The sequence below is a fragment of the Acinetobacter sp. CAU_H_56 genome, assembly GCF_058599425.1.
Map to the genome: position 1 here is coordinate 1,062,394 of NZ_CM178654.1, position 25,016 is coordinate 1,087,409.

Genomic DNA, 25,016 nt, shown 5'->3' on the forward strand with positions numbered 1-25,016 from the left:
TATTATAAATAACAGGGCTCACGCCAGGGCCTTAAAATTTCTTTAAGGCCTGCTGAGCTTGCTGAATGGCTTTGGTGTTTTTTTGCAGTTGAGCTGCTTTCAGGCGCACCTGCCAGAGCTGCTTTTTCATTGCATTGGTCTGTGCATAGCTCAAACCACGTAGGGCAAATGCATCAGCACGGGCCGGCTGGTTTTTACGGTTTGCGATCAAGCCAAGATACAGATAAGTTTCTGAAGCTTGAGGCGCCAAACGCTGAGCCTGTACGGCAGAAGTTTCAGCTTGATTATATTGCTGCTTGCTATAGGCTTGCTGAGTTTGCTGCATCAATTTTTTAAATGCAGGCAAGTTACGTCCATCATCAAATTTTTGTGCCTGGGGCTTTTGCTCAGGGATCACAATCTTCTGACGTTTAATCTCCGGTCGATCATAGGGCGTAATCACTACACCATCAGGTGTAGAGGATTTCGGTTTTTGTTGAACCGGAGGTTTGGACGGAGCCGCAGGTTGTTCTGGCTCCGATATGCTTTGGCAGCCCACCAGACCGAGGATGAGCAGACCAGGAATCAATTTTCTTAACATAAACATAGACTCAATTATTGGCTATAACTTCCACTCGCGATAATACGGGTTTGTTTAGCAACTTCGCGTTCTATTTCTGTTTCACTTTCTTGTATATAACGACTGAGATCATCTTCTTCCTCATCTTCTGGTGAAGGTTCTGAATCAATCGTATAAGGCTCAGTGACGTAATGTGAGATGCCACAAGCAGTCGCCTGATTTGGCAGGGCATGACGTGAAATCGGAATATACATGGCACCATCACAGCCTTGGGCAGTCAGTTTACCTGTAGAACGGTCCAGCCAGTGCCATTCGATTTCATTAGGCTGAGCCAGATTCACCGGCTTCTGACGGAGCTGTTTCATGACATTGGTCCAAACTGGAAGTGCACCTGAAGAACCGGTTAATCCAGTGACTTTGTTGTCATCCAGACCTAACCAGACCACTGTCATATAGTTGCCAGAATAACCTGCAAACCATGAATCACGGGTATCGTTTGTCGTACCCGATTTACCCGCCAGATTCAGGTTGCGTGGCAAACTGTTATAAGCAGAACGACCAGTACCACTCGACATGACCTGTTGTAAACCATAATTCAGAGCATAGGCTGATGCTGGATCAATCGTCGGCTGAACACTTAAGCTGTAACGTTCAAGCGAGCGGCCATTCGCATCAACTACAGAACGAATCGATTTCACCGGATATTTAAAGCCACCTGTTGCGAAGTTACCGTAAATATTCATCACTTCCATCGGTGACATATCTACTGCACCTAAATAAATAGATGGATAAGATGGAATGTCAGAAGTCACACCAAATTTTTGCAGATGGTTGATAAAGGTCGACAGGCCAAATTCCTGTGCCAAACGCACCGCAGACAGGTTATAGGATTGTGACAGGGCAAGAGACATCGGTACTACACCATGTGCGCTACCACTATAATTTTTCGGTGTCCATGGTTTGCCATCACTTTGAATGGTGATCTGGCTGTCTTCAATTGGACTGGCCCAGTGGTAACGATTCGATTCTAGCGCTGTCAGATAAATCACCGGTTTGAGTAATGAACCCACCTGACGCTTGGCATCTAAAGCCCGGTTAAAACCGGTAAAGTCCTGAGTAGAACCTACCGCTGCAACCAGTTCGCCATTTTCAGGGTGTGCGACCAGAACAGCACCTTGCAAATCTTTTAGACGACCTGGATTGCCTTTACTTAAACGGGCTACGCTTTCCTTAAAGCTGTCCTGAATTCGGGTTTGTGCCAATGGATCTAAGGTGGTGAAAATACGCAGACCCTGATTGGTTAAATCAGTTTCCTGATATTCGGTACGCAACTGACGGCGAACGATGTCCAGAAAATCCGGGAAGCGGGCAGGGCCTAAAGTTGGCTTGGAAATCACGTTCAGCGGACGGGCAGTTTCTGTTTCATACTGATCTTGAGTCAGATTACCCATTACCAGCATATTATTCAGAACCACATCACGACGTTTTTTCGCAAGTTCAGGATTGCGCCATGGGTTATACAGGCTTGGACCTTGGACCAGACCGACTAAAAAGGCCTGTTGGGAAATATTCAGTTCACGTAGTGGCAAGCCAAAATAAAATTGTGAAGCAAGACCATAACCATTTACAGAATAGTTGCCATTTTGGCCCAGATTCACTTCATTTAAATAAGCTTCCAGAATCTCATCTTTGCCATAATGTAATTCAATCAGCATCGCCATAAAGGCTTCATTCACCTTACGTTTTAAGGTGCGTTCTGGTGTTAAATAAAAATTCTTGACCAACTGCTGGGTGAGGGTTGAACCACCTTGACGCTTACCACCAGTAATATTGCTCACTACCGCACGTGCGATCCCGCGTGGAGATACGCCATGGTGATTGTAGAAATTGCGGTCTTCGGTAGCAATTAACGCGTCAATTAACGGTTTAGGCACTTTATTGAGCTTAATCAGCACACGGTCTTCATTATGTTGCGGGTAAATACCGCCAATCAATAAAGGTTCCAGACGGGCAATCCCGCTAGAAGAGGGTTTAGTCGCACTTACTTCAGCAATCTGATCGCCATCAAAGCTAACTTTCAATACCTGTTCAGGTTCAACGCGATCGCCAAAATCAAAGCCACGGGTATGCACATACATGGTATTGCCAGTGCTGACAAAGCTGCCCGATTTGGTATAGCTGTCTGAACCTTTATAACCCAGTAATTTTAATTCTTGTTGGAAATCCTGCTGGCTGACAGGGGCATTTACATACACTTCCATCGGGCGTGCGAAAACCTTGGCCGGAATATCCCAGCGTTGACCTTCAAATTTTTCACGCACAATATTATCTAATTTAATCAAATAAATACTAAATGCTACAAATGCAGAAATGACTAGAATGGAGAAGATTAAGGCAATGAACCCCATACCTCGTTCAGATTTCATAAATGACGATAAGACCCTGTGAAATTGTGCTAATCATGCGAAGCTTTTCATTATTTTGCAATATTTAATCAATTATTGAGATTAAAATTAAAATCAAACTTCACATTTTCTCCTTAATTTCAATCTATTTCAATTCAATCCTGCACAGCTTTGTCATGTTATAAATTGTCATCCTATTCCAGCTTAATGTTATGATAAGCAGGATTCGAAGCGGAGCGACGACACTGGTGCAAATTTCCCACAAGACATTTCGAAATATCGGGTTGATTGGACGCCCGGATAAATCTTCAGTGGTTGAAACCTTATGCCTGATCCACGATCATCTGCTCAATTTAGGTCTACATCCTGTTTTTGATGCAGATACAGCTGAACTGGTTCCTTATCAGAATACCCAAACAGTTAGCCGTGCCTTGTTGGGCGAAGTGGTTGATCTGGTGATTGTGGTAGGTGGGGATGGTTCACTGTTACATGCAGCGCGGGCATTGGTAAAATACAATACGCCAGTGATCGGGGTGAACCGTGGTCGTTTGGGCTTCCTGACCGATATCAAGCCAACTGAAGTCATCTTTAAACTGGATCAGGTATTAAAAGGTGATTTTCAGGCAGAACGCCGTTTCCTGCTGGAAATGGAAGTTCGCTCCAAAGGTGAAATCATCTATGATGCGATTGCCCTGAATGATGTGGTCTTGCACTCGGGCAAATCGGTACACATGATTGATTTCGAGCTGAATATTGATGGACAATATGTCTATCGCCAGCATAGTGATGGTTTGATTGTGTCTACACCGACCGGATCAACGGCCTATGCACTGTCCGGTGGTGGACCGATTGTGCATCCAAGTATGGATGCAATTGTGCTGGTGCCGATGCATCCGCATACCTTGTCTTCACGTCCGATTGTGGTCGGAGGGCATAGTGAAATTAAACTGATGATTCGTGAAAATCGCGTACTGCCGATGGTGAGTGCGGATGGACAACACAGTGTGTCTTTGAATGTTGGCGATAGCGTCCATATTCGTAAGCATCCCTTTAAACTGAATCTTCTGCATCCGCCAGGTTATGACTTCTATAATGCATGTCGAACCAAACTGGGCTGGAATCAGGACTTCGACTATCTTAAGCAGGATTAAATATGAATATTGAACAAATGCTTGCCGTACTCAATCCTGAGATTGTAGAACGCTTAAGAACAGCCATTGAAATTGGCAAATGGCCGAATGGTGTAGCGCTGACTCAGGAGCAGCGTCAGACCTGTATGCAGGCTGTCTATGCCTGGGAAATGAAAAACCTGCCAGAAACCGAACGTAGCGGTTATATCGATCGTGGCACTAAAGAAGAAGGCGAACAATGTGATGATGATCATCATAAAAATGAGCCGGAATTCAAGCCAATCCGTTTCGTTTAATCGAAACCGAAAAAAAGACCACAGATGTGGTCTTTTTTAATGTCTGTTTTCTGGTCTGATCAAACCGAAAGACGGGTATCCCAAAGCTCTCTGGCTTTTTGCATCGCTACTTCATAGCTGTCACATTCACCCATGGTATACAGTGCAATGCCCATAGTTTCGACAACTGCAATTTCCCCATATTCATGTGAGCGTTGACCTTCCCATACTTGCTTAAACACAGCCAGATCCAGCTCTTCTTCAATCGGACTACGGTTGTCAGTCAGTTTTGGTAATTCGTGCTCATAAAGTTCGCCATTCTTAATTCCACAGATTAAAGTTTTGGCATCCGGGTTACGTTCAAATTCGCCACCTTCACCTTTAATGACTGCACTATTTTGATAACCTAACTTGTAAGCGGACTGCTGATGTGAACTACGATAAGCAGGGTGGAAAATAGCCTGTAAAGTCGCTTTGGCATTAAATGGATTAATCAGGCGTGCCAGCGTATGAATCGGAGAGCGTAAGCCCATGACATTACGTAGCCCGATCAACTCAGCCAGAATTGGAGAGATCACCTCCAATGGCAGGTAAGCAAAATGTTTGTCTTTAAGCTGCTGTTCCACCTCAACATCATTTTGGCAGATCGGATAGCCTAAGTAGTTAAGTACCTGTTCTGTATAGACCCGATTCAAGGTATGACCTGAAGCACCATGCATCACGATATTATAGCCATGCTTAGCAAGGGTAAGCGCAGCCAGAATGAACCAAGGATAATGTTTGCGTTTACCTGCATAAGAAGACCAGTCTAGATCAACATCAAGCGCCTTAAAATTCAGTTGGTCACGGGTCGCCTGCACAAAGCCTGCGAGTTCATCAACAGATTCTTCCTTGACACGTAATAGCATCAGAAAAGCGCCCAGTTGTACGTCCAGTACTTCATTTTTCAGGATCATGCTAAAAGCCTGATAGGCTTCTTCATAGCTTAAAGAACGTGCACCATTTTTTCCCTTGCCAATAATACGAATAAACTGGGCAAAAGGATGTTCGGCATCTTTATAAATATTTCGCTTTGTGGTCATGGGCATAGATCAATCATGTTCATCAAGTATTGGCATATTTTACGCTGATATTGGTATTTCACCTTCTTATTTTGCAGAATTATTATAGTTTTATAAGACTATAGTCTAAGAGGTATTGTTTAGTATTTAGGCAAATTTAACATTTCGGGTTAAACAAAAGTCTAAAAAGCGGTTAAAATTTCACGCAATTCTTGTGTTTGCTTTATCTCCTGATCAATGCACTGACTTTTCTTAAAGATCGGTGTTCCTGTGATTGTTAAATGTACATACACATTCTAATTTCAGTATCAGATTAATTTTTTGATACATAGGCACTTTTTTGTTTCAGACAATGAAGTATTGGACGCTTGTTTTTTAAAAATAAGTGAAAACTGAATATTGCTTCTGGTTAGAAGTATATCGTGAAGTAAGGTTATGGCTAAAAAACCAATTTATAAGTCGCTTTATTTTCAAGTGATTGTAGCCATTATTGCGGGTATCCTCGTCGGACATTTCTCGCCAAGTGGTACACAAATCATTAATGGTGCAGAACAATATGTTCCAGGTCTGGGCGAACAACTGAAGCCGCTGGGTGATGCATTTATCCGTTTAATTAAAATGATCATCGCACCTGTGATTTTCTGTACCGTGGTTAGCGGGATCGCAGGCATGGAGAGTATGAAATCAGTTGGTAAAACTGGTGGTGTCGCTCTACTTTACTTCGAAATCGTGTCAACGATGGCGCTGATCATTGGTCTTCTGGTAATTAATATTGCCAAGCCAGGCGTTGGGATGAATGTTGATCCGGCATCGCTGGACACGGCCGGGATTTCTAAATATGTAGAGTCGGGTGCTTCTCAGTCTACCGTTGATTTCTTTATGAATATCATTCCAAATACGGTAGTCGGAGCATTTGCCGAAGGCGAAATCCTGCAAGTCCTTTTATTTGCGATCCTGTTCGGTTTTGCATTACACAAACTGGGTGCACAAGGTAAGCCAGTCCTCAAACTGGTAGATCAGATTTCACATGTGTTCTTTAACATCGTGAACATGATTATGAAACTTGCACCTATTGGTGCATTTGGTGCGATGGCTTTCACGATCGGTAAATATGGGATCGGTTCTCTGGCACAATTGGCTCAGTTGATCATCTGCTTCTATATCACCTGTTTGCTGTTCATCTTTATTGTGCTAGGTTCAATTGCTCGCTTTACCGGCTTTAGCATTGTCAAGATGATTCGCCTGATTCGTGAAGAGTTACTGATTGTACTCGGTACTTCATCGTCTGAATCTGTATTGCCACGCATGTTGAAAAAACTCGAGCTTGCAGGTGCTGAAAAGTCAGTGGTAGGTCTGGTCATTCCAACCGGTTATTCATTTAACCTGGATGGTACTTCGATTTATCTGACAATGGCGGCAATCTTTATTGCACAGGCAACCAATACGCAACTTGATTTGTCCCACCAGATTACTTTACTTCTTGTATTGCTTATTTCTTCTAAAGGTGCAGCAGGTGTAACTGGCTCAGGCTTTATCGTGATGGCAGCAACTTTGGCGGCTGTAGGTAATATTCCGGTTGCAGGTCTGGCCTTGATTCTCGGTATTGACCGCTTCATGTCTGAAGCCCGTGCCTTGACCAATCTGGTCGGGAACTCTTTGGCGACTCTGGTTGTAGCAAAATGGGTCGGTCAGTTAGACATGGACAAGCTGAACTATGCATTAGCAAATCCGGCTGAAATTGATGAAAAAATGGCGCAAGAAGGCAACAACGCTCATTAAGTTTGAGTTCGTCTTATAGGTCATAAAAAGGAAGCTTCGGCTCACTGCTGTCCCATAGTTTGCTTTAAATAAAAAAACCTGAGTCCTAACAGTTAAAATATGAGTGCAAACAAACACTTTAACGACCAGGATTCAGGTTTTGTCACATCAGAATACCGTATTTCATGAGCTAATTAAACCTGTTGTGCGACAGGATTTTGAACAACTTGCTAAAGTACACCATGTTGGACAGAAATTTAGAGCAGCTTCCCGGTGGGATCAGTTTATTGCCATATTGATGTCTCAATTCTCTTGTAGGCAAAGTCTGAGAGATATTCAATCCAATTTGGAGTGCCAACAGGAAAAGCTAAGTCATCTCGGAGCAAAGTCTATTCCCCGAAGCACGCTGGCACGAATCAATGAGCAGCAGCCTGCTGCCTTGTATCAACAGCTATTTTACAAGTTGCTTAAATACTATGAACACTCAAAAGTCGCTCATAAATTTCGCTTTAAGAATCCCTTGTATTCCTTGGATGCCAGTCATATTGACCTGTCGCTTTCCTTATGTGAATGGGCCAAAGTTCACGACTCAAAAGCCAGCATGAAACTCAGTATAGGATTGAATCACAGCAATGATATTCCTGAGTTTGTTGCAGTTGAAAATGGCAAAGAAAATGACATGGTACAAGGCCGCAAATTCCAGTTTCCTGCTGGCAGCATTGTAGTTTTTGATAAAGGCTATGTCGATTACCAATGGTATGCAAATCTGACTGCTCAAAACATTGGATTTGTCACACGTTTTAGGCCTAAATCTGTGTATCAGGTGATCCAGCAACATCCAGTGCTTGAATCCAAAGGTATTCTAAAAGATGAAACCATTCAGCTGAATAGCGCACATGCCCTAAAAAGAAAAGCCCCAGTGTTAAGAAGAATTGAATATAGAGATCAGCAAAGTGGCAAGCACTTTAGCTTTCTCAGCAATAACTTTCATTTAGCCGCCTCCACCATTGCGGCGATTTATAAAGATCGTTGGAAAGTTGAGCTGTTCTTTAAGGCGATTAAGCAGAATCTCAAATTAAAAGCGTTTCTAGGCCGCAGCAGGAACGCAATTCAGACACAAATCTGGATTGCGATGATCGCCTATTTATTGGTGAGTTTCGCTCAACATTTAGGAAAAACAGGTTGGACAGTTCAACGTTTACTCAGAATAATTCAAGTGAATTTGTTTGAAAGAAGAACTTTAAAAGCTTTATTTTCACCCGATAAAATACCCATAAAACAAGAGGAAGCTCATTTGAGCTTCCTCTTGTGAAAAATTGTGGGACAGCAATGAGCTTCGGCTTCCTTTTTTATTTTTATCTGACTGTGAAGTTAGCGAAAAAATAAGTCAGGTACATGACAGCCTTTCTAAAAATAGTTAGCCTGTGCACAGGAAATAAAACGATAAACACGATAAGGATAAAAGAATGCTGGCTTACGATGCTGACCTGGAACTTTTCCGCGACAATTTCAAACGCTTTATGAATGAATATGTAGCGCCTTACTATGAAGAGTGGGAGCATGAAGGCATGATGCCGCGTTCAGTCTGGAATGCGATGGGTGAAAATGGCTTCTTGTGTGTCGATGTCCCGGAAGAATATGGTGGCTACGGTGTTCCGACTCACTATTCCCTGATGTTAATCGAAGAGTCGGCAAGAGCAGGCTATAGCGCAATTTCAACTGGTTTGTCTTGTCATTCGGATATCGCAGCGCCGTATATCCTGCATATTGGTACTGAAGAACAGAAAAAATACTGGTTACCGAAAATGGTATCTGGTGAGGTAGTGGGTGCGATTGGCATGACTGAGCCGGGTGCAGGTTCTGATTTGCAAGCCATGCGCACCAATGCCATCTTGCAGGATGATCATTATCTGTTGAATGGTTCTAAAACTTTTATCTCCAATGGTCAGCATGCTGACTTAGTCGTATTAGCCGTGAAAACCGATCCGCAAGCACGCGCCAAAGGTGTGTCTTTGATGTTGGTGGATACGCATCTGGAAGGCTTTAAAAAAGGCAAGAACTTGGACAAAATTGGTCTGCATTCACAGGATACTTCAGAGCTGTTCTTCGATAATGTCAAAGTACCGAAAGATCAATTGCTGGGTCAGCCAGGTCAGGGCTTCGTCTATCTGATGCAGGAATTGCCACGTGAACGTACCGCTATTGCGGCAACCGCACTGGGGGCGATTCGTGGCTCGATTGATGTAACGACTCAATATGTCAAAGAGCGTCAGGCCTTTGGTCAGGCGATTGGCCAGTTTCAGAATACCCGTTTTGTACTGGCACAAGCCAAGATTGACGAGCTGGCAACAGCAGCTTTCTATAACCAGAATGTTGAGTTGTATATGCAAGGCAAGCTGGATGTTGAAACTGCAGCAGCGCTAAAGAGTTTCTCTACTGATATGCAGATGAAAGTTGCTGATAATCTGCTTCAGCTCTTTGGTGGTTATGGCTATATGACTGAATATCCGATTTCGCGTTTCTTTGTTGATGCCCGCATTCAACGGATCTATGGCGGTACCAATGAAATCATGAAAGAAATTGTTGCACGTGGTCTGCTTGGACGTTAAAAATCAACAGATAAAAAAGAGTCCTAAATGGACTCTTTTTTTATGGAAAGAATATTCTTGAAATCTAGATGTTTTATTATTTTAAGATTTTAGTACATCCAGACATTCATGAATAAAAATTGGCAAATCATTGGGTACTCGAGATGAAATCAGCTGATTATTGTCATTGACCAGTTCGACATCATAATAAGTCGCACCCGCATGTTGTACCCGAGGAGCATGTGCACGGATACTGGTAATGATGCGGTTTTTTAAAACATCAGCTTCACTGAGTAATAAAGATGCATCACAAAAACTGAAGATGGTCTTTTTGGCCTCATTAAAAGCCTGGATAAAATGTAAGACTCGCGTATCGTTGGCGAGGGAAACTGGTGATTCACCGCCCGGAATGAGTAAGGCATCAAAATCATCAATACTGATATGATCAATTCCCCGATCAATGGTTACACTCGACTGGCCATGTAGTCCATGTACGACTTTTCCGGCATGCAGTTCAATATTACAGACACTGTGCTCTGCAGCGAGTAAGGCCGCAACAGGCTCAGTATATTCAAGATCTTCAAAATTATTCGTTACAAGTACCGCTATTCTTTTTGGCATTATAGGCACCCCCAATATAGTTTTAAATTAGACTAGCGATTTAAGGTTTAAAAAACGTCTCTGCTTTGTAATCAAATAGTGATTCAGTGTAAAAAATCCAATTAAATCAAAGGAAAATGACTAAAAAAACAGTTTTCTATGTGCATTTTATTGTGAACTGTCACTCAGATTTTAATTGGTCAAACTAGAGGTATCGAGATGGCTTTATTTTTATTTTCTTATGCTTAAAATCGTTATGTAGATTAAGAAATAGTGATATTTCATCTTGATAAAAATCAGTTAAGATGAGCGGGCAAAGTTTACAATTTGATAATGTAAAACATGCGAAAATGCTGAAAGAAATGTTACCAGATATGACTAAAGCGATGAACGGTTAAAATCAACTCCCTGTTTTTAAGAATTAATCTACTAAAGTTATATTGTGTAACATTTACGGCACACTATTGTTATACTGCACAGATAAGGTTTATGAAGGGCGACATCACGATGATCAACGACGATCAAAACACAACGGCTTCTTTAGATTTGGCTAAAATTCGTGAAGATATCGATTCAGTTGATCAACAAATCCAGCAATTGATTAACCGTCGTGCACGTTTGGCTGAGGCTGTAGCAAAAGCGAAATTCGCATCTGAAGAAAATCCGCTGTTTTACCGTCCGGAACGTGAAGCACAGGTTTTGCGCAATGTTATGGAGCGCAATGAAGGACCATTGTCAGATACGACGATGGCACGTCTGTTCCGCGAGATCATGTCAGCTTGTTTGGCGCTCGAAGCACCGCAAAGTATTGCATTCTTGGGACCTGTTGGTACCTACACACACTCAGCAGTATTGAAACATTTTGGTCATGATGCTGTGGTGCGTCCATTACCCACCATTGATGAAGTATTCCGTGAAGTAGAAGCGGGCAGTGCGCATTATGGTCTGGTGCCTGTTGAAAACTCCTCTGAAGGTGTAGTGAACCACACTTTAGACTGTTTCAAGACTTCGCATCTGAATGTGATTGGCGAAGTAGAATTACCCATCCATCACCAGTTCCTGATCTCTGAAAATACCCGTAAAGACAGTATTAAGCAGATCTACGCACACCAGCAGACTCTGGCTCAATGCCGTAAATGGCTGGATGCTCATTATCCAGGTGTAGAACGTGTGGCACTCAGTTCAAATGCTGAAGCGGCACGCCGTATTCAGAATGAATGGCATTCTGCTGCGATCGCTTCTGAAATTGCTGCGAATATTTATAATCTTGAGATTATGCACAGCAATATTGAAGACAACCCAGAGAACACGACACGCTTCCTGGTGATTGGCCGTGAAAAAGTGCCACAAAGCGGTAATGATAAAACTTCATTACTGGTGTCTGCACATGACCGTGCCGGTGCATTGCTGGAAATTCTGGCTCCATTTGCCAAGCACAACATTAGTCTAACCAGTATTGAAACTCGACCTGCACTTCCTGAAAAATGGGCTTATGTATTCTTTATCGATCTTGAAGGTCATATTGAGCAGGAAAATGTTAAAGCTGCGATTGAAGAAATTCGTCCGCTTGTGAAAGAAGTCCGCGTGCTTGGTTCATATCCTGCAGCTGTTTTATAAAAGCAGCCTTTCGTGGTTAGTGCGAGGGTGCTAGCCACTGTTTCATCTGTAAATCGGAAGTATAAAATGTCGTTTGTCCCAGCCAATGAAGGCATCTCTAAATTAAAGCCATATCAACCAGGTAAACCGATCAGTGAACTTGAGCGTGAGTTGGGCATCACTGATATCGTGAAACTGGCTTCAAATGAAAACCCGCTAGGCTGTTCAGATAAAGTCAAAGAAGCAGTGGCTGCGGAACTGGCGGAAATTGGCCGTTATCCTGATGGCGGTGGCTTTATCCTGAAAGATCAGATCAAGACACAATTCGGTTTTGATCATAACCAGATTACTTTGGGTAATGGTTCAAACGACTTACTTGAAATATTTGCCCGTGCATTTGTTTCTGAAAAAGATTCAGTGATTTATAGCCAGCACGCATTTGCGGTATATGCATTGGTCACTCAAGCGATTAATGCAGAAGCAATTGAAGTCCCAGCAAAAGGTTTCTCGCATGACCTTGAAGCGATGGCAGCTGCAGTAAAAGACAACACCAAGCTGATCTTTATTGCAAACCCGAACAACCCGACAGGGACGTGGTTCGAAGAAGCCGAATTTGAAGCGTTCATGCAGAAAGTGCCTGCAAACGTGATTGTGGTACTGGATGAAGCTTATGTGGAATATTTCCCAGAGAACTTCAATAGCCTGAAATTCCTGAAACAGTATCCAAATCTGATTGTCAGCCGTACGCTGTCTAAGTGCTATGGTCTGGCAGCGCTTCGTGTAGGTTTTGCCCTGGCATCTGTTGAAGTGACTGACTTCTTAAACCGTATCCGTCAGCCATTCAACGTGAACCATTTAGCGATGGTTGCGGCGGTCGCTGCACTGAAAGATGAAGCATTCATCGAGAAATCTCGTCAAGTAAATAAAGCAGGTATGGCACAGCTTGAAGTTGGCTTCAAAGCTTTAGGCCTGAACTATGTACCTTCACGCACAAACTTCATCTTGGTTGATGTACAGGCTGATCCAGCTGAAACATTTAACAAGTTGTTGAAAGAAGGCGTGATCGTACGTCCAGTGGGTATTCCAAACCACCTGCGTGTATCGATTGGTACTGAAGCTGAAAATGCCAAATTCCTTGCTGCATTAGGTAAAGTACTTGGCTTAGAGGCGAAAGCTTAAGTTATGTCGCAGCCACTGTTTGAAAAAGTTGCCTTTATCGGACTTGGACTGATTGGTTCAAGTCTGGCGCGTGTCATTCAGGCCGAGCATTTAGCCAATGACATCGTGGCATCGACCCGCTCACAAAAAACCTTGGAAGATGCCAAGGCACTTGGTCTGATTTCCAACGGCTATGCAAATCCTGTAGAAGCCGTTAAGGGGGCAGACCTAGTGGTGCTGGCACTACCTGTGCGTGCAACGCAAAAGGTATTGGAAACCATCAAGCCTTATCTGTCGGAAAATGTCATCCTGACTGATGTTGGCAGTACCAAAGGCAATGTGGTGGATGCAGCCAAAGCCATATTTGGTGAAAATCTGCCAGCCGGTTTTGTGCCGGGGCATCCAATTGCGGGTGCTGAACATACCGGCGTGCATGCAGGTAAGGTGGATCTGTTCGCTAATCACAAGGTGATTTTGACGCCGTTACCAAGCAGCGGACAATGGGCGGTCGATAAACTGATTCAACTGTGGCAGGCGGCCAAAGCGGAAGTGATTTGTATGGATGTGGAAAAGCACGATGAAGTGCTGGCCCATACCAGCCATCTTCCGCATCTGATGGCCTTCAACCTGGTCGAACAACTGGCCAAACGCGAAGACAATCTGGATATTTTTCGTTATGCTGCCGGTGGCTTCCGCGACTTCTCGCGTATTGCCGCCAGCGATCCACAAATGTGGCATGACATCTTTTTTGCCAATAAAAAGGCGATTCTCAATGCCGTGGACGGCTTTGAAGCTCAACTCGCGATTATCCGCAAGCTGATTGAAGATGAAGATTCACAAGCCTTAATGGGCTTGTTGGTGCATGCGCAGGCGGCGCGTCAGCACTTCAATCATATGCTCGCCAAGAAACCTCTCATGGAGAAAAATAAAGTGACACAACAATTTACCATTCAACCAGGTGCCAAGACGTTCCAGGGTAAATTTACCGTGCCAGGTGACAAATCTGTGTCACATCGTTCCATCATGTTTGGTGCTATCGCTGAAGGTACAACGCATGTGACCGGGTTCCTTGAGGGTGAAGATGCGCTTGCAACTTTACAGGCGTTCCGTGATATGGGTGTAAGCATTGAAGGTCCTAAAAATGGTGAAGTGACCATTCATGGCGTGGGTATGCAAGGCTTGAAAGCACCGAAGTCTGCGCTTTACATGGGCAACTCGGGTACTTCCATGCGTCTGCTGTCTGGCATGCTGTCAGCACAGAAATTTGATTCTGTAATGACTGGTGATGCTTCACTATCTAAACGTCCGATGGAGCGTATTGCTAAACCATTACGTTTAATGGGTGCACAGATTCAAACTACGGGTGAACGTGGTACACCACCAGTATCGATTACCGGTAATCAAAACCTGAAAGGTATTCAATACGACTTGCCAATGGCATCTGCTCAGGTGAAATCAGGCATTCTACTGGCGGGTCTTTGGGCAGAAGGTGAAACTTCAGTGACTGAACCTGAACCAACCCGTGACCATACTGAACGTATGTTGCGTGCTTTTGGTTATGACGTAAAAACTGAAGCTAACCGTATTTCCCTGCAAGGTGGTGGAAAACTGGTAGGTACTAACATTCAGGTGCCTTCTGATATTTCATCTGCAGCCTTCTTTATGGTCGGTGCGGCGATCACTGAAAATTCAGATGTGACTTTGGAAGCTGTGGGGATTAACCCGACTCGTACTGGTGTCATCGAAATCCTGAAACAGATGGGCGCTGACATTACAGTTGAAAATGAACGTATTGCGGGCGGTGAACCGATTGCGGATATCCGGATCCGTGGTACACGTACGTTAAAAGGCATTCATATGCCGGAAGACCAAGTGCCACTAGCAATTGATGAATTCCCAGCATTGTTTATAGCGGCAGCTTGTGCTGAAGGTCAAACCATCCTGACAGGTGCTGCTGAACTGCGTGTCAAAGAATCGGATCGTATTCAAGTGATGGCAGATGGTCTGAAAACCATGGGCATTGACTGTACGCCAACTGATGATGGCATCATTATCGAAGGTAAGGGTAAGGCAGGTGACTGGTCACCAATCTTCACAGGTGGTGAAATTGAATCGCATCATGACCATCGTATCGCAATGAGCTTCTCGATTGCAGGTCTGCGTAACTCAAGTGAAATCAAGATTGTTGGGACTGAAACCGTCGCAACCAGCTTCCCAACCTTCACTGAATTGAGTGCTCAAGCGGGTCTGGCGATTGAAGTGACAGAATAATTCTAAAATTTACATGAAACAGCCAAGCTTTTGCTTGGCTGTTTTGTTTATATTGGCTTATGCTAAAACCATACAACAAAAAAGCCATTTGGATGTAGCAATGCGAAAATTAAAATTTATGGCCAACCCTCAGAGCCAGGAACAATTACAGGGCAGTCAGCAGACTCAGGAATATGTGGCGCATCTGCTGACGGAAGAGCTCGGTAAATATGGCTTTAAAACCTTGGCGCAAAGTGGCGCACAAGTGGCCATAAGTGTCGATGAACACGAGTTACCATTATCAGTGAGCTGTGAGACACGAGACCAGGAAGGGCACCTGATTTGTGAAATCGCCTCTTACCCGGATGAAGAACAGGACTGGCTGGATCGGATTACAGAACAAAGTTTATTAAATCAGTTGGCACAAGCCGTTGAAGCATCATTGAAAGAACAAGAAAGTTTTAGTGAGTTCGAGTGGAAAAACTAATTCAACCGATTCAAAGACTTTCGCCCATACTGCAAAGCGAACGTCTTGTTTTAGATTATTTTAAGCCATCCGATGCTGCGGAAGCCTATGCCTTGATTACCCCGAGTCTGACCCGTTTTATGGCATGGGATGCACCGGAATCTGAACAGGTATTTGCAATAGTCTGGCAAAACTGGCTAAACAATATGGCTGATCATAAAGAATATATCTTTGTGATTCGTCATATTGAAAGACATGAATTTATCGGACTATGTGGTTTGCATCGACTGCATGATGAAATACCTGAAGTAGGTATCTGGATTCGTGAAACGGCGCATGGTCATCATTATGGACATGAAGCAGTACGTTGTGTTGTAGACTATGCTTTCAATACATTAGGGATTAAGGTTTTGAGCTATCCGGTAGCAGAAGAAAACTGGTCTAGCCGAAAAATTGCAGAACGTCTGGGTGGGAAAATTTGCAGTCACATAGATAAACCTAAATATCGGGCTGTAATTTATGAAATTCATGCTAAAGATTTTATGATTGAATAAAAAACCTCATCATTTGATGAGGTTTTTTTTTGATCAGCTTAATGCGAGGAAACGGCTCATCGCAATCCGAAGCTGCTTTAAATAACCGGTAAAGAAATGGTTTGCACCGGGCAAGATCGTGACCAGATGACGTTGAGGCTTGGCCCATTCAATCATGTCAGATAAAAGCGTGACATCATCCGCTTCACCATGGATAAATAAAATATCACCTTTGATCTGTGGGGTAACATAGTGACGTAGGCCAGCTACGGTCGCAGTCGGTAAACCACACAAAATCACTTTTGAAGGTTGCAGTTCAACTGGCAGGGCGGCGTAACACTTGGCCATGACATGTGCACCAAAACTGAAACCGCCTGCAAAGAAAGGCAGGCCAATATGCTGGTGACGCGCATATTTAATGACTTCAAGTATATCATCCGTTTCACCAAAGCCTTCATCATGCAGACCGGCACTTTGACCAGAACCACGGAAACTTGGACGATAGACAACACAACCACGCTCTAAAAACATTTGTGCCAGTAACACCGGAACCTTATGTTGTGGTGTGCCACCTTGTAATGGATGGGGATGACAAACAATCGCGAATCCTTTCACTTCACCCTGAGGATAATCCACAAAAACCTCAAGTTGGCCAGCAGGGCCTTGGAGGAAGATTGGTTCGGACATAGAAAACCGATAAATTGCAGGAGAATTTTCTATTTTAACGATTATGATAAATAAAAACATGAATTGGAATTAAAATAAGTCTACTGATATAGTTTGATTAATCATTTTTTAACCAGGTTGCTATGCTTGCTTTAATTTCTCCAGCCAAGACTCTAGATTACGAAACACCTTTACCTACCGATCAATTTACTCAGGCAAGATTGCTGGAACATTCCCAGGAATTGATAGAGGTTGCCCGCAAGTTATCAGTAACTGAAATTGCCAGCTTAATGAGCGTCAGTGAAAAAATTGCCAATCTGAATGCGGAACGCTTTAGAGACTGGCAGCCAGATTTTGATTTTTCCAATGCTCGTCAGGCAATCTTTGCCTTTAAAGGGGATGTTTATACCGGTCTGGATGCTTATCAGTTAAAGCAGGATCAGATTCATTACGCACAGAACCATCTGCGTATGTTATCCGGCCTATATGGCTTATTGCGTCCGCTGGATCTGATGATGCCTTACCGTCTGGAAATGGGAACCAAATTGACTAACCCACGTGGTGCTCATCTTTATGAGTTCTGGGGACATACTATTACTGATCTGATCAATCATGACCTGGCAGCAGCAGAGTCTGAAATTCTGGTCAATATTGCTTCTGATGAATATTACAAGGCAGTGAAAGAAAGCAAAATTCAGGCTGAAATCATCAAGCCGGTATTTTTAGATCAGAAAAATGGCAAATATAAAGTCATCAGCTTCTATGCCAAGAAAGCTCGTGGATTAATGGCGCGCTTTATCATTGAAAACAAGATCAAACGAACTGAAGACTTAAAAGCCTTTAATACCGATGGGTATTATTTTGATGCTGAAAGTTCATTAAAAGGTGAGTTGGTATTTAAACGTGATGAGCAGCTAGCTGCTTAAGGTAAAAGATTTACCCAAGGCTGAATGAAGAAATTTTCTTAAAAGTCTTGGGTGAATTTAAGTTTAGCAATATTGAATTGAATAAAAATTAAAAAAAAGGGAAGGAACTTCCAAAATATCATTTATTTAGAAGAATTTTTAACAGGAAATGGATAAATTTTTTAGAAGAAAAGCTAAATAAAATAATGAAAGCTATAGGGAGCTTTAAAAGATATTTTTCACTCGATAAATTTATATAGTAAAGACAAATTTCTAAAAAAATAAAAAAATAGAATCAATCAATTAATTTCTTTTAATATTCAAAAAATGACTAAAAAATAAAAAAATATGGCTCAAAAAATTATGATTAATTGAATAAGAAGTATAAAAAAATGAAGAATATAAAAACTCTAAATAATTGAAAAAACTGCATTTTATCGGGTTATTTGTAGACTATGTCACAATTTTATTGTTAATTTGTTAGCATAACTTTAATGCTGTTACATAACTCAACTACAAAAATGAAAATTTATACAATTCCTATTTTTGTGCTGATGGTGGGTTTACTCGGTTATTGTGTTCACCAACAGGCCGAAACAAGAAAACATGAAGAGCTTCATCAGATTCTGAAAGAAGTACAACATTCAACTAAATTGCTGAATGCAAATCGGCCCCGACCTTAATAGATTTGCATAAGCTTTTTGATTAGGGGGTCAGGTAAAAAGATAAAAATAAAATCATAATAAATAAAAGAAAATTTAATAATAATAAAACTGACTTATATTAATTTTTAATAAAATATAAATTCTAAGAAGCATTCAGAAATCAATGTGTTATAATTTGCAAAAGATAAAGTTAGATCAAATTTACTTAAATTAAGTATTTGATTCTAATGATGAAAAAAGCTGCATAGGGGTTATGCAGCTTTTTTGTTTAAATTGTTTTTTGAGTTTTTCTAGCGCAGTTTTCTTACTGTTCGCTATTGAAACATTTTGACCCGCTAAATGGCGAAGCTGGCATATTCGTTGCTAACAGATCCTTAAAATTCATGAAGTTTTCTATAAAATTTCATGAATCCAGCGGCATGCTTAAAGCATAAAGTTTACTCAATAGGGGCTAGGTCATGACGACTCCTAATCCATCTTCAGAAAATATGCTGGAACGTCTGTTCAAACTGAGTGAAAATAAAACCAGTTTCCGTACAGAAGTTCTGGCAGGTGTAACCACGTTCCTGACAATGTGTTACATCATTATTGTTAATCCGATGATTTTATCCGAAACCGGGATGGATCATGGGGCTGTCTTTGTAGCCACCTGTCTTGCAGCCGCAATTGGCTGTCTGGTGATGGGGCTAATTGCCAATTATCCAATCGCACTTGCACCGGGTATGGGTCTGAATGCCTTCTTTACCTATTCAGTCTGTCTGGGAATGGGTGTGCCTTGGCAAACTGCCTTAGGTGCAGTATTTGTATCAGGTCTGGTCTTCATTGCCATCAGTATGTTCAAAATACGTGAGGCGATTGTCAATGCCATTCCAATGTCACTCAAACTGGCGATTGGCGGTGGTATTGGCCTGTTCCTGGCCCTGGTTGCACTTAAAAATGCTGGCATTATTGTGGATAATCAAGCGACCTTGGTAGGTCTGGGTGATTTGAAACAGCCAACAGTTATGCTTGCGCTACTTGGCTTCCTGTTGGTGGTAGTAATGCATCACTTCAAAGTCCGTGGTGCGATCATTATCAGTATTCTGGTAATCACTGCAATTTCTACTGCTTTAGGTTATAACCAGTTCCAGGGTGTAGTGGGTCAAATTCCTTCACTAGCACCAACCTTCCTGCAAATGGACTTTCAAGGTCTGTTTACAGCTAGCCTGATCGGTGTGATCTTCGTATTCTTCCTGGTCGATCTGTTTGACTCTACGGGTACGTTAGTAGGTGTTTCACATCGTGCAGGTCTGTTAAAAGATGGTAAATTGCCGCGTCTGAAAAAAGCATTATTTGCCGATTCTTCTGCGATTGTTGCAGGTGCTGCTTTGGGTACTTCTTCAACTACACCTTATATTGAATCATCAGCGGGTGTTGCAGCAGGTGGTCGTACCGGTCTGACTGCAGTTGTGGTGGGCTTGCTGTTCATTGCCTGTTTATTCCTGGCTCCATTGGCTCAATCTGTACCAGGCTTTGCAACTGCTCCAGCATTGCTATTTGTCGGTGTATTGATGATTCAGGGTATTGTCCATATTGAATGGGATGATATTACTGAAGCGGTTCCAGCATTCCTGACCATTGTATTCATGCCATTTACGTACTCAATTGCAGATGGTATCGCAATGGGTTTTATCAGCTATGCGCTGATTAAACTGCTGACAGGTAAAGCGAAAACTGTGCCATACATGGTGTGGATCATCGCAGTACTGTGGGCATTGAAGTTCTGGATGTTTGGCGGCTAATTTTTGTCGAATATCAAAAGGGTGTAAACTTAGTTTGCACCCTTTTTTATTTTTCTCAGGTTTAATCAGGAGTAGCGATGAACCGTCTTGAATTGATTCAGGCCTTGCCAAAGGCTGAGCTGCATGTGCATATCGAAGGTACCTTTGAACCTGAGTTAATGTTTGCGATTGCACAGCGTAATGAAATTAGCATTCCTTATAAATCGGTTGAGGAATTAAAGCAGGCTTATAATTTCCATAATCTGCAATCTTTCCTGGATATCTACTACGCGGGTGCCAATGTTCTGATTCATGAACAGGACTTTTATGATCTGGCTTGGGCGTATTTTGAAAAATGCGCAGATGATAATGTCGTGCATACTGAAATGTTCTTTGATCCGCAAACGCATACTGAGCGTGGCATTGCCTTTGAAACCGTGATTAATGGCTTGCAGAAAGCCTGTGATGATGCGAAAGCTAAATTAGGCATTACTTCACATCTGATCATGTGTTTCCTGCGTCATCTTAGTGAAGAAGCAGCATTTGAAACATTAGAACAAGCGCTGCCTTATAAAGATCAAATCATTGGAGTAGGGCTGGATTCAAGTGAAGTCGGGCATCCACCGTCTAAGTTTGAACGTATTTTCGCCAAAGCACGTGAAGCCGGTTTTCTGGTGGTTGCACATGCGGGTGAAGAAGGTCCGGCAGAATATGTCTGGGAAGCTTTGGATTTATTAAAAGTCAACCGTATTGATCATGGCGTACGTTCTGAGGAAGATCCAGAATTGATGCAGCGTTTGATTGCAGAGAAGATGCCACTTACTGTTTGTCCTTTATCAAACCTGAAACTGTGTGTTGTGGATGATATGCAGCAGCATAATATCCGTCGCCTGTTGCAGCAGGGTGTGCATGTGACAGTGAATTCGGATGATCCATCCTATTTCGGTGGTTATATGAATGACAATTTCATTGCCATTGCTGAAGCTTTGGATCTAAGCAATGAAGAACTTAAACAGCTGGCAATCAATTCTTTTGAGGCTTCATTTATTTCTAATGCTGAAAAACAGAAATGGATCAGCCTGATTCAGGCACTTGTTTAAAATATCATTCCAGTAAATTTGTTAGCCCAAAGAGGGTAGAGTTCGCTCTGCCTTTTTATTTAATCTGATATATGAACCGAAGATGAAATTAAAATTCCTGTGGCCTGTTCTGGCTGTTAGCTTAATCAATCCTGCTTGTGCAGATACCTCAATGACTCAGAAAGCCCTGAAACCTGTGATTGAATATCAGTGTGGCCAAGAGCTGAAAGATTCCAAAGTCTGGAAAATGGGGACTTATTTCATGGCTGAAGCCAATAAACAGCATTTACAGCAAAAAGTATGTGGCTGTGTGGGTGAACATGCCTTGGAAGGTGTGCCGGCCAAAACTCTGTTAAAAGCAACTGTTGATGAAGAAACCAAAAAGGAGCTAACCCGCAAAGCAATTGCCAATAGCTTAAAAGGCTGTATGGGTGAGTTTATCAATTAAGGATTTTTGGGTGCTGGCTTATCCAGACTTTACCTTTAGATTAGTAGTGAGTCTTCTTTCCTGTGATGGCTATGAGTCTGGCTGCGTGCAGATTAGACATCATGACTCATTTTTAGATTTCTTATTGCGATAAAATTCGGCACAATAGCCGCATATTTTAAAAGCTGAAAAAAGGATAAAATCCGTGAAAAAATTATTGGCTGTTGTTGCTCCATTAGCACTTGTTCTTTCTGCCTGCGTAGCACCACAAGGTACGGGTACAACCACTCAAGCAAGTACAGGTCAGCAGCTCGGTTCTGCAGCCATTAAAATTGCCATCAATGCAAAATGTGTCACTGAACTGAATAATATTCCGGCTTGGCAAACTGCAACACGTTTAATGACAGAAACACAAAAACAGAATATCCAGTCTGAAATCTGTGGTTGTGTGAGTGAAAAAGCACCACAGAATGTGACTGCGGTGGATTTGGCAACTGCAGCAATTGATCCGACAGCACGTGCGACTATTGTAGGCAATGTTGTTGCAAATACTATTAACGCTTGTGTGGCTGAAGCTGTAAACTAAGTCAAAATCAAATTTGAATAGGCTGACTGGTTCAGCCTATTTTTTATGGGAAATAAAATGAACATTGCTGGTGTAGATGAAGCAGGGCGTGGGCCATTAGTAGGATCGGTGGTCGCTGCGGCTGTGATATTGGATCCGAATAACCCGATTGAGGGCTTAAATGATTCCAAGAAGCTAAGCGAGAAGAAGCGCGAAAAACTTTTTATTGAGATTCAGGAAAAAGCACTGGCTTGGGCCATTGCTGAAGCTTCTGCGGCAGAAATCGACGAGCATAATATTTTGCAGGCCTCTTTGCTGGCAATGCGCCGCGCTGTAGAAGCATTAAGCATTCAGCCGGAACATGTGCTGGTCGATGGCAACAAGATTCCTCAGGGCCTTGCGATGAGCTGTGATGCAGTCGTAGGCGGGGATGCCTTACATCCTGAGATTTCGGCAGCCAGTATTCTGGCAAAAGTGACCCGTGATCGCCAGATGGTAGAGATGGATCAGAAGTATCCACAATTTGGCTTTGCCAAGCATAAGGGGTATCCGACCAAAGCACATTTTGAAGCGATTGCCTTACACGGGGTGATTGATGAGCACCGTCGCAGTTTTGGACCGGTGAAAAAAGTGCTGGCAGCGTTGCTTGATCAGCAGCAGGCGGGATAAAGTCTGATTATTTTGCTATGCAGTTGAAAATTAGACAAATTAAAAGCGGCTTAAAAGCCGCTTTTATAGCCATACAAAATTAACGGTTAAAGTTATTTTGTGTCTGGTTGTCATCTTCATAAGAAGAAGGCTGATAATCCTGGTCAATATGCTGAAGATGTTCATGCATTGCACGTTCATGCTGGATACGCTGGTAAATCTCTTCACGGTGTACAGAGACTTCTTTCGGAGCATTTACCCCAATACGAACCTGGTTGCCTTTTACGCCAAGTACAGTCACGCTGACTTGGTCTCCGATCATTAAAGTTTCCCCGACGCGTCGAGTCAAAATCAGCATGTTTCTCTCCTTGCAAAATGCAAAACCTGCAATCTATTGAATGTAATAAAAAACACAACCTAAAATTATATAATTAATGTCTGAATAGAAAGTCCTGTCCATGAAATGAAGAGGTTAACTATCCAGACTGTTGAAAATCCTTAGGCTTAATATAACAGAGCCACTATAAAAAAAACTATAGTGGCCCTGCATTTTTGTAGAGATTTAATGAAATACTGTCAGACAATGACGGTATTTTGTAGTTCTCTTAAGCGCGTGTGCTAGATTCACCATATTCACGGTCTAAACCGAACGCAGTGTGAAGTGAGCGAACTGCAAGCTCAAGATAATTCTCTTCGATAATTACTGAAATCTTGATTTCAGAAGTAGAGATCATCAGGATATTGATGCCTTCATCAGCAAGGGCAGTGAACATTTTGCTCGCTACACCAGCGTGAGAACGCATACCTACACCTACGATCGACACTTTTACGATGTCATCACGAGTTGCAACTTCACGTGCGCCAATCGCTTGAGCGGTTTCTTCAAGGATTTTTTTAGCTTTAGCGAGTTCACCGCGGTTTACAGTAAACGTGAAATCAGTTGTACCATCTTCTTCAACGTTCTGGATAATCATATCCACTTCGATATTGGCATTACCAATTGGTTTAAGAATTTTAGATGCAATACCTGGCTCATCTGGAACACCCAGAATAGTCAGTTTAGCTTCGTCGCGGTTGAACGCGATACCAGAGATAATTGGCTGTTCCATGTTGTCTTCCAGTTCAGTAGTAATAAGAGTTCCGACGTTGTTTTTAAAGTCTTCGTCAAATGCGCCATCATTGTCATTATCGAAGCTTGAGAGTACGCGTAGAGGTACTTGGTACTTACCAGCAAATTCTACTGAACGAATTTGCAGGACTTTAGAACCTAAAGATGCCATTTCCAGCATTTCTTCGAAAGAGATACGGTCTACTTTTTTCGCTTTTGGTGCAACACGAGGGTCAGTCGTATATACGCCATCTACGTCTGTGTAAATCTGGCATTCATCGGCTTTCAGGGCGGCAGCAAGTGCAACACCTGAAGTATCAGAACCACCACGGCCAAGCGTTGTTGTATTGCCATCAGCATCAAAGCCTTGGAAACCAGCAACCACAATTACACGACCTGCATCCAGATTTTCAGTTAATACATCAGTATCAATTGATTCAATACGGGCTTTGGTAAATGCGCTGTCGGTTTTAATACCAACCTGGCGACCAGTCAAAGATTTAGCTTCAACACCGATCGAATTCAACGCCATTGCGAGCATGGAAATCGTTACCTGTTCACCCGTAGAAACCATTTGGTCAAGTTCACGTGGGTCAGGGGTTTCGGTAATGGCCTTCGCGAGAGCAAGCAGACGATTGGTTTCGCCACTCATTGCTGATACAACAACCACTACCTTGTGGCCGTGGTCATGCCAGCGCTTCACACGACGAGCAACATTGAGAATGCGCTCGGGAGTACCCATTGAGGTACCGCCATATTTTTGAACGATTAATGCCATAGTTGTTCCATATAAACCATGACCCTGATTTTCCGA

At 42.6% G+C, this 25,016-nt stretch carries 23 protein-coding genes; 16 read left to right on the forward strand and 7 right to left on the reverse strand.

Going from position 1 to position 25,016, the window contains the following annotated elements:
• Positions 1-31 precede the first annotated feature (31 nt).
• A complete protein-coding gene (locus AC4MCC_RS05230) occupies positions 32-580 on the reverse strand; it encodes a tetratricopeptide repeat protein (RefSeq protein WP_419374656.1) in 549 nt (182 codons plus the stop codon).
• 14 nt (positions 581-594) lie between these two features.
• On the reverse strand, positions 595-2,985 hold the full coding sequence (mrcB, locus tag AC4MCC_RS05235) for a penicillin-binding protein 1B (RefSeq protein ID WP_491885760.1): 2,391 nt from the start codon (positions 2,983-2,985) through the stop codon (positions 595-597).
• Between the two features lie 191 nt (positions 2,986-3,176).
• Here mrcB and AC4MCC_RS05240 point away from each other — a divergent pair, with 191 nt between their 5' ends.
• Entirely contained in the window at positions 3,177-4,115 is a 939-nt protein-coding gene (locus AC4MCC_RS05240) for an NAD(+) kinase (protein ID WP_125279078.1), read from the forward strand.
• Positions 4,116-4,117: 2 nt separating this feature from the next.
• Positions 4,118-4,390, forward strand: a complete 273-nt coding sequence (locus tag AC4MCC_RS05245) for a YeaC family protein (RefSeq protein ID WP_004784238.1) — start codon at positions 4,118-4,120, stop codon at positions 4,388-4,390.
• 59 nt (positions 4,391-4,449) lie between these two features.
• Here AC4MCC_RS05245 and AC4MCC_RS05250 read toward each other — a convergent pair whose 3' ends face one another.
• Positions 4,450-5,451 carry a glycosyl transferase family protein gene (locus tag AC4MCC_RS05250; protein WP_419374654.1) on the reverse strand — a complete coding sequence of 334 codons (1,002 nt, stop codon included), beginning with the start codon at positions 5,449-5,451 and terminating at the stop codon, positions 4,450-4,452.
• A 414-nt stretch (positions 5,452-5,865) separates the two neighbouring features.
• Between AC4MCC_RS05250 and AC4MCC_RS05255 the strand changes: the two genes are divergently transcribed.
• From AC4MCC_RS05255 to AC4MCC_RS05265, 3 genes are all read left to right on the forward strand, one after another.
• On the forward strand, positions 5,866-7,209 hold the full coding sequence (locus tag AC4MCC_RS05255; RefSeq protein WP_005236469.1) for a dicarboxylate/amino acid:cation symporter: 1,344 nt from the start codon (positions 5,866-5,868) through the stop codon (positions 7,207-7,209).
• A 139-nt stretch (positions 7,210-7,348) separates the two neighbouring features.
• A complete protein-coding gene (locus AC4MCC_RS05260) occupies positions 7,349-8,500 on the forward strand; it encodes an IS4-like element ISAbe18 family transposase (protein ID WP_058951619.1) in 1,152 nt (383 codons plus the stop codon).
• A gap of 154 nt (positions 8,501-8,654) precedes the next feature.
• Complete coding sequence (locus tag AC4MCC_RS05265; RefSeq protein ID WP_491885761.1) at positions 8,655-9,797, forward strand: acyl-CoA dehydrogenase family protein; 1,143 nt, start codon at positions 8,655-8,657, stop codon at positions 9,795-9,797.
• An 81-nt stretch (positions 9,798-9,878) separates the two neighbouring features.
• Here the strand turns inward: AC4MCC_RS05265 and AC4MCC_RS05270 are convergent, their stop codons facing one another.
• Positions 9,879-10,397: a DJ-1/PfpI family protein gene (locus tag AC4MCC_RS05270; protein WP_180179014.1), complete on the reverse strand. Its 519-nt coding sequence runs from the start codon at positions 10,395-10,397 to the stop codon at positions 9,879-9,881.
• Positions 10,398-10,883: 486 nt separating this feature from the next.
• Between AC4MCC_RS05270 and pheA the strand changes: the two genes are divergently transcribed.
• The 5 genes from pheA (at position 10,884) to AC4MCC_RS05295 (ending at position 16,400) form a co-directional block, all read left to right on the forward strand.
• Positions 10,884-11,993: a prephenate dehydratase gene (pheA, locus tag AC4MCC_RS05275; protein WP_034170724.1), complete on the forward strand. Its 1,110-nt coding sequence runs from the start codon at positions 10,884-10,886 to the stop codon at positions 11,991-11,993.
• A gap of 66 nt (positions 11,994-12,059) precedes the next feature.
• Positions 12,060-13,151: a histidinol-phosphate transaminase gene (gene hisC / locus AC4MCC_RS05280; protein WP_419365504.1), complete on the forward strand. Its 1,092-nt coding sequence runs from the start codon at positions 12,060-12,062 to the stop codon at positions 13,149-13,151.
• Between the two features lie 3 nt (positions 13,152-13,154).
• Positions 13,155-15,401 (forward strand): bifunctional prephenate dehydrogenase/3-phosphoshikimate 1-carboxyvinyltransferase, encoded by a 2,247-nt coding sequence (locus tag AC4MCC_RS05285; RefSeq protein ID WP_491880157.1) that lies wholly within the window; start codon positions 13,155-13,157, stop codon positions 15,399-15,401.
• 100 nt (positions 15,402-15,501) lie between these two features.
• Positions 15,502-15,867, forward strand: a complete 366-nt coding sequence (locus AC4MCC_RS05290; RefSeq protein WP_419374651.1) for a hypothetical protein — start codon at positions 15,502-15,504, stop codon at positions 15,865-15,867.
• Positions 15,855-16,400, forward strand: coding sequence for a GNAT family N-acetyltransferase (locus AC4MCC_RS05295; protein ID WP_491885762.1), 546 nt, complete (start codon positions 15,855-15,857; stop codon positions 16,398-16,400). Before AC4MCC_RS05290 ends, AC4MCC_RS05295 begins: the two co-directional genes overlap by 13 nt.
• Positions 16,401-16,433: 33 nt before the next feature.
• On the opposite strand, the gene AC4MCC_RS05300 is transcribed toward AC4MCC_RS05295, so the two are convergent.
• The gene (locus AC4MCC_RS05300; protein ID WP_284880151.1) at positions 16,434-17,066 is read right to left on the reverse strand and encodes an alpha/beta hydrolase; all 633 of its coding nucleotides are present in this window, start codon (positions 17,064-17,066) and stop codon (positions 16,434-16,436) included.
• A 122-nt stretch (positions 17,067-17,188) separates the two neighbouring features.
• On the opposite strand from AC4MCC_RS05300, the gene yaaA reads away from it, so the two are divergent.
• From yaaA to rnhB, 6 genes are all read left to right on the forward strand, one after another.
• Positions 17,189-17,971 carry a peroxide stress protein YaaA gene (gene yaaA / locus AC4MCC_RS05305; RefSeq protein ID WP_491885763.1) on the forward strand — a complete coding sequence of 261 codons (783 nt, stop codon included), beginning with the start codon at positions 17,189-17,191 and terminating at the stop codon, positions 17,969-17,971.
• Positions 17,972-19,073: 1,102 nt separating this feature from the next.
• Positions 19,074-20,396 (forward strand): NCS2 family permease, encoded by a 1,323-nt coding sequence (locus tag AC4MCC_RS05310; RefSeq protein WP_004815389.1) that lies wholly within the window; start codon positions 19,074-19,076, stop codon positions 20,394-20,396.
• Positions 20,397-20,473: 77 nt separating this feature from the next.
• Positions 20,474-21,475, forward strand: a complete 1,002-nt coding sequence (locus tag AC4MCC_RS05315) for an adenosine deaminase (RefSeq protein WP_491885764.1) — start codon at positions 20,474-20,476, stop codon at positions 21,473-21,475.
• Positions 21,476-21,557: 82 nt separating this feature from the next.
• On the forward strand, positions 21,558-21,902 hold the full coding sequence (locus AC4MCC_RS05320) for a hypothetical protein (protein WP_180011669.1): 345 nt from the start codon (positions 21,558-21,560) through the stop codon (positions 21,900-21,902).
• Positions 21,903-22,086: 184 nt separating this feature from the next.
• Complete coding sequence (locus tag AC4MCC_RS05325; protein ID WP_208462779.1) at positions 22,087-22,467, forward strand: hypothetical protein; 381 nt, start codon at positions 22,087-22,089, stop codon at positions 22,465-22,467.
• Between the two features lie 57 nt (positions 22,468-22,524).
• On the forward strand, positions 22,525-23,115 hold the full coding sequence (gene rnhB, locus AC4MCC_RS05330; RefSeq protein ID WP_004784204.1) for a ribonuclease HII: 591 nt from the start codon (positions 22,525-22,527) through the stop codon (positions 23,113-23,115).
• A gap of 79 nt (positions 23,116-23,194) precedes the next feature.
• On the opposite strand, the gene csrA is transcribed toward rnhB, so the two are convergent.
• Together csrA and AC4MCC_RS05340 are read right to left on the reverse strand one after the other, a co-directional pair.
• A complete protein-coding gene (gene csrA, locus AC4MCC_RS05335; RefSeq protein ID WP_004784202.1) occupies positions 23,195-23,452 on the reverse strand; it encodes a carbon storage regulator CsrA in 258 nt (85 codons plus the stop codon).
• A gap of 247 nt (positions 23,453-23,699) precedes the next feature.
• A complete protein-coding gene (locus tag AC4MCC_RS05340; RefSeq protein WP_491885765.1) occupies positions 23,700-24,980 on the reverse strand; it encodes an aspartate kinase in 1,281 nt (426 codons plus the stop codon).
• Positions 24,981-25,016: the final 36 nt, after the last annotated feature.

Excerpts from the sequence above, each read along its gene's own strand:
- AC4MCC_RS05230 (WP_419374656.1), bottom strand. The coding sequence starts at position 580 with ATGTTAAGAAAATTGATTCCTGGTCTGCTCATCCTCGGTCTGGTGGGC.
- mrcB (WP_491885760.1), bottom strand. The coding sequence starts at position 2,985 with ATGAAATCTGAACGAGGTATGGGGTTCATTGCCTTAATCTTCTCCATT.
- AC4MCC_RS05240 (WP_125279078.1), top strand. The coding sequence starts at position 3,177 with ATGATAAGCAGGATTCGAAGCGGAGCGACGACACTGGTGCAAATTTCC.
- AC4MCC_RS05245 (WP_004784238.1), top strand. The coding sequence starts at position 4,118 with ATGAATATTGAACAAATGCTTGCCGTACTCAATCCTGAGATTGTAGAA.
- AC4MCC_RS05250 (WP_419374654.1), bottom strand. The coding sequence starts at position 5,451 with ATGACCACAAAGCGAAATATTTATAAAGATGCCGAACATCCTTTTGCC.
- AC4MCC_RS05255 (WP_005236469.1), top strand. The coding sequence starts at position 5,866 with ATGGCTAAAAAACCAATTTATAAGTCGCTTTATTTTCAAGTGATTGTA.
- AC4MCC_RS05265 (WP_491885761.1), top strand. The coding sequence starts at position 8,655 with ATGCTGGCTTACGATGCTGACCTGGAACTTTTCCGCGACAATTTCAAA.
- AC4MCC_RS05270 (WP_180179014.1), bottom strand. The coding sequence starts at position 10,397 with ATGCCAAAAAGAATAGCGGTACTTGTAACGAATAATTTTGAAGATCTT.
- pheA (WP_034170724.1), top strand. The coding sequence starts at position 10,884 with ATGATCAACGACGATCAAAACACAACGGCTTCTTTAGATTTGGCTAAA.
- hisC (WP_419365504.1), top strand. The coding sequence starts at position 12,060 with ATGTCGTTTGTCCCAGCCAATGAAGGCATCTCTAAATTAAAGCCATAT.
- AC4MCC_RS05285 (WP_491880157.1), top strand. The coding sequence starts at position 13,155 with ATGTCGCAGCCACTGTTTGAAAAAGTTGCCTTTATCGGACTTGGACTG.
- AC4MCC_RS05290 (WP_419374651.1), top strand. The coding sequence starts at position 15,502 with ATGCGAAAATTAAAATTTATGGCCAACCCTCAGAGCCAGGAACAATTA.
- AC4MCC_RS05300 (WP_284880151.1), bottom strand. The coding sequence starts at position 17,066 with ATGTCCGAACCAATCTTCCTCCAAGGCCCTGCTGGCCAACTTGAGGTT.
- yaaA (WP_491885763.1), top strand. The coding sequence starts at position 17,189 with ATGCTTGCTTTAATTTCTCCAGCCAAGACTCTAGATTACGAAACACCT.
- AC4MCC_RS05310 (WP_004815389.1), top strand. The coding sequence starts at position 19,074 with ATGACGACTCCTAATCCATCTTCAGAAAATATGCTGGAACGTCTGTTC.
- AC4MCC_RS05315 (WP_491885764.1), top strand. The coding sequence starts at position 20,474 with ATGAACCGTCTTGAATTGATTCAGGCCTTGCCAAAGGCTGAGCTGCAT.
- AC4MCC_RS05320 (WP_180011669.1), top strand. The coding sequence starts at position 21,558 with ATGAAATTAAAATTCCTGTGGCCTGTTCTGGCTGTTAGCTTAATCAAT.
- rnhB (WP_004784204.1), top strand. The coding sequence starts at position 22,525 with ATGAACATTGCTGGTGTAGATGAAGCAGGGCGTGGGCCATTAGTAGGA.
- csrA (WP_004784202.1), bottom strand. The coding sequence starts at position 23,452 with ATGCTGATTTTGACTCGACGCGTCGGGGAAACTTTAATGATCGGAGAC.
- AC4MCC_RS05340 (WP_491885765.1), bottom strand. The coding sequence starts at position 24,980 with ATGGCATTAATCGTTCAAAAATATGGCGGTACCTCAATGGGTACTCCC.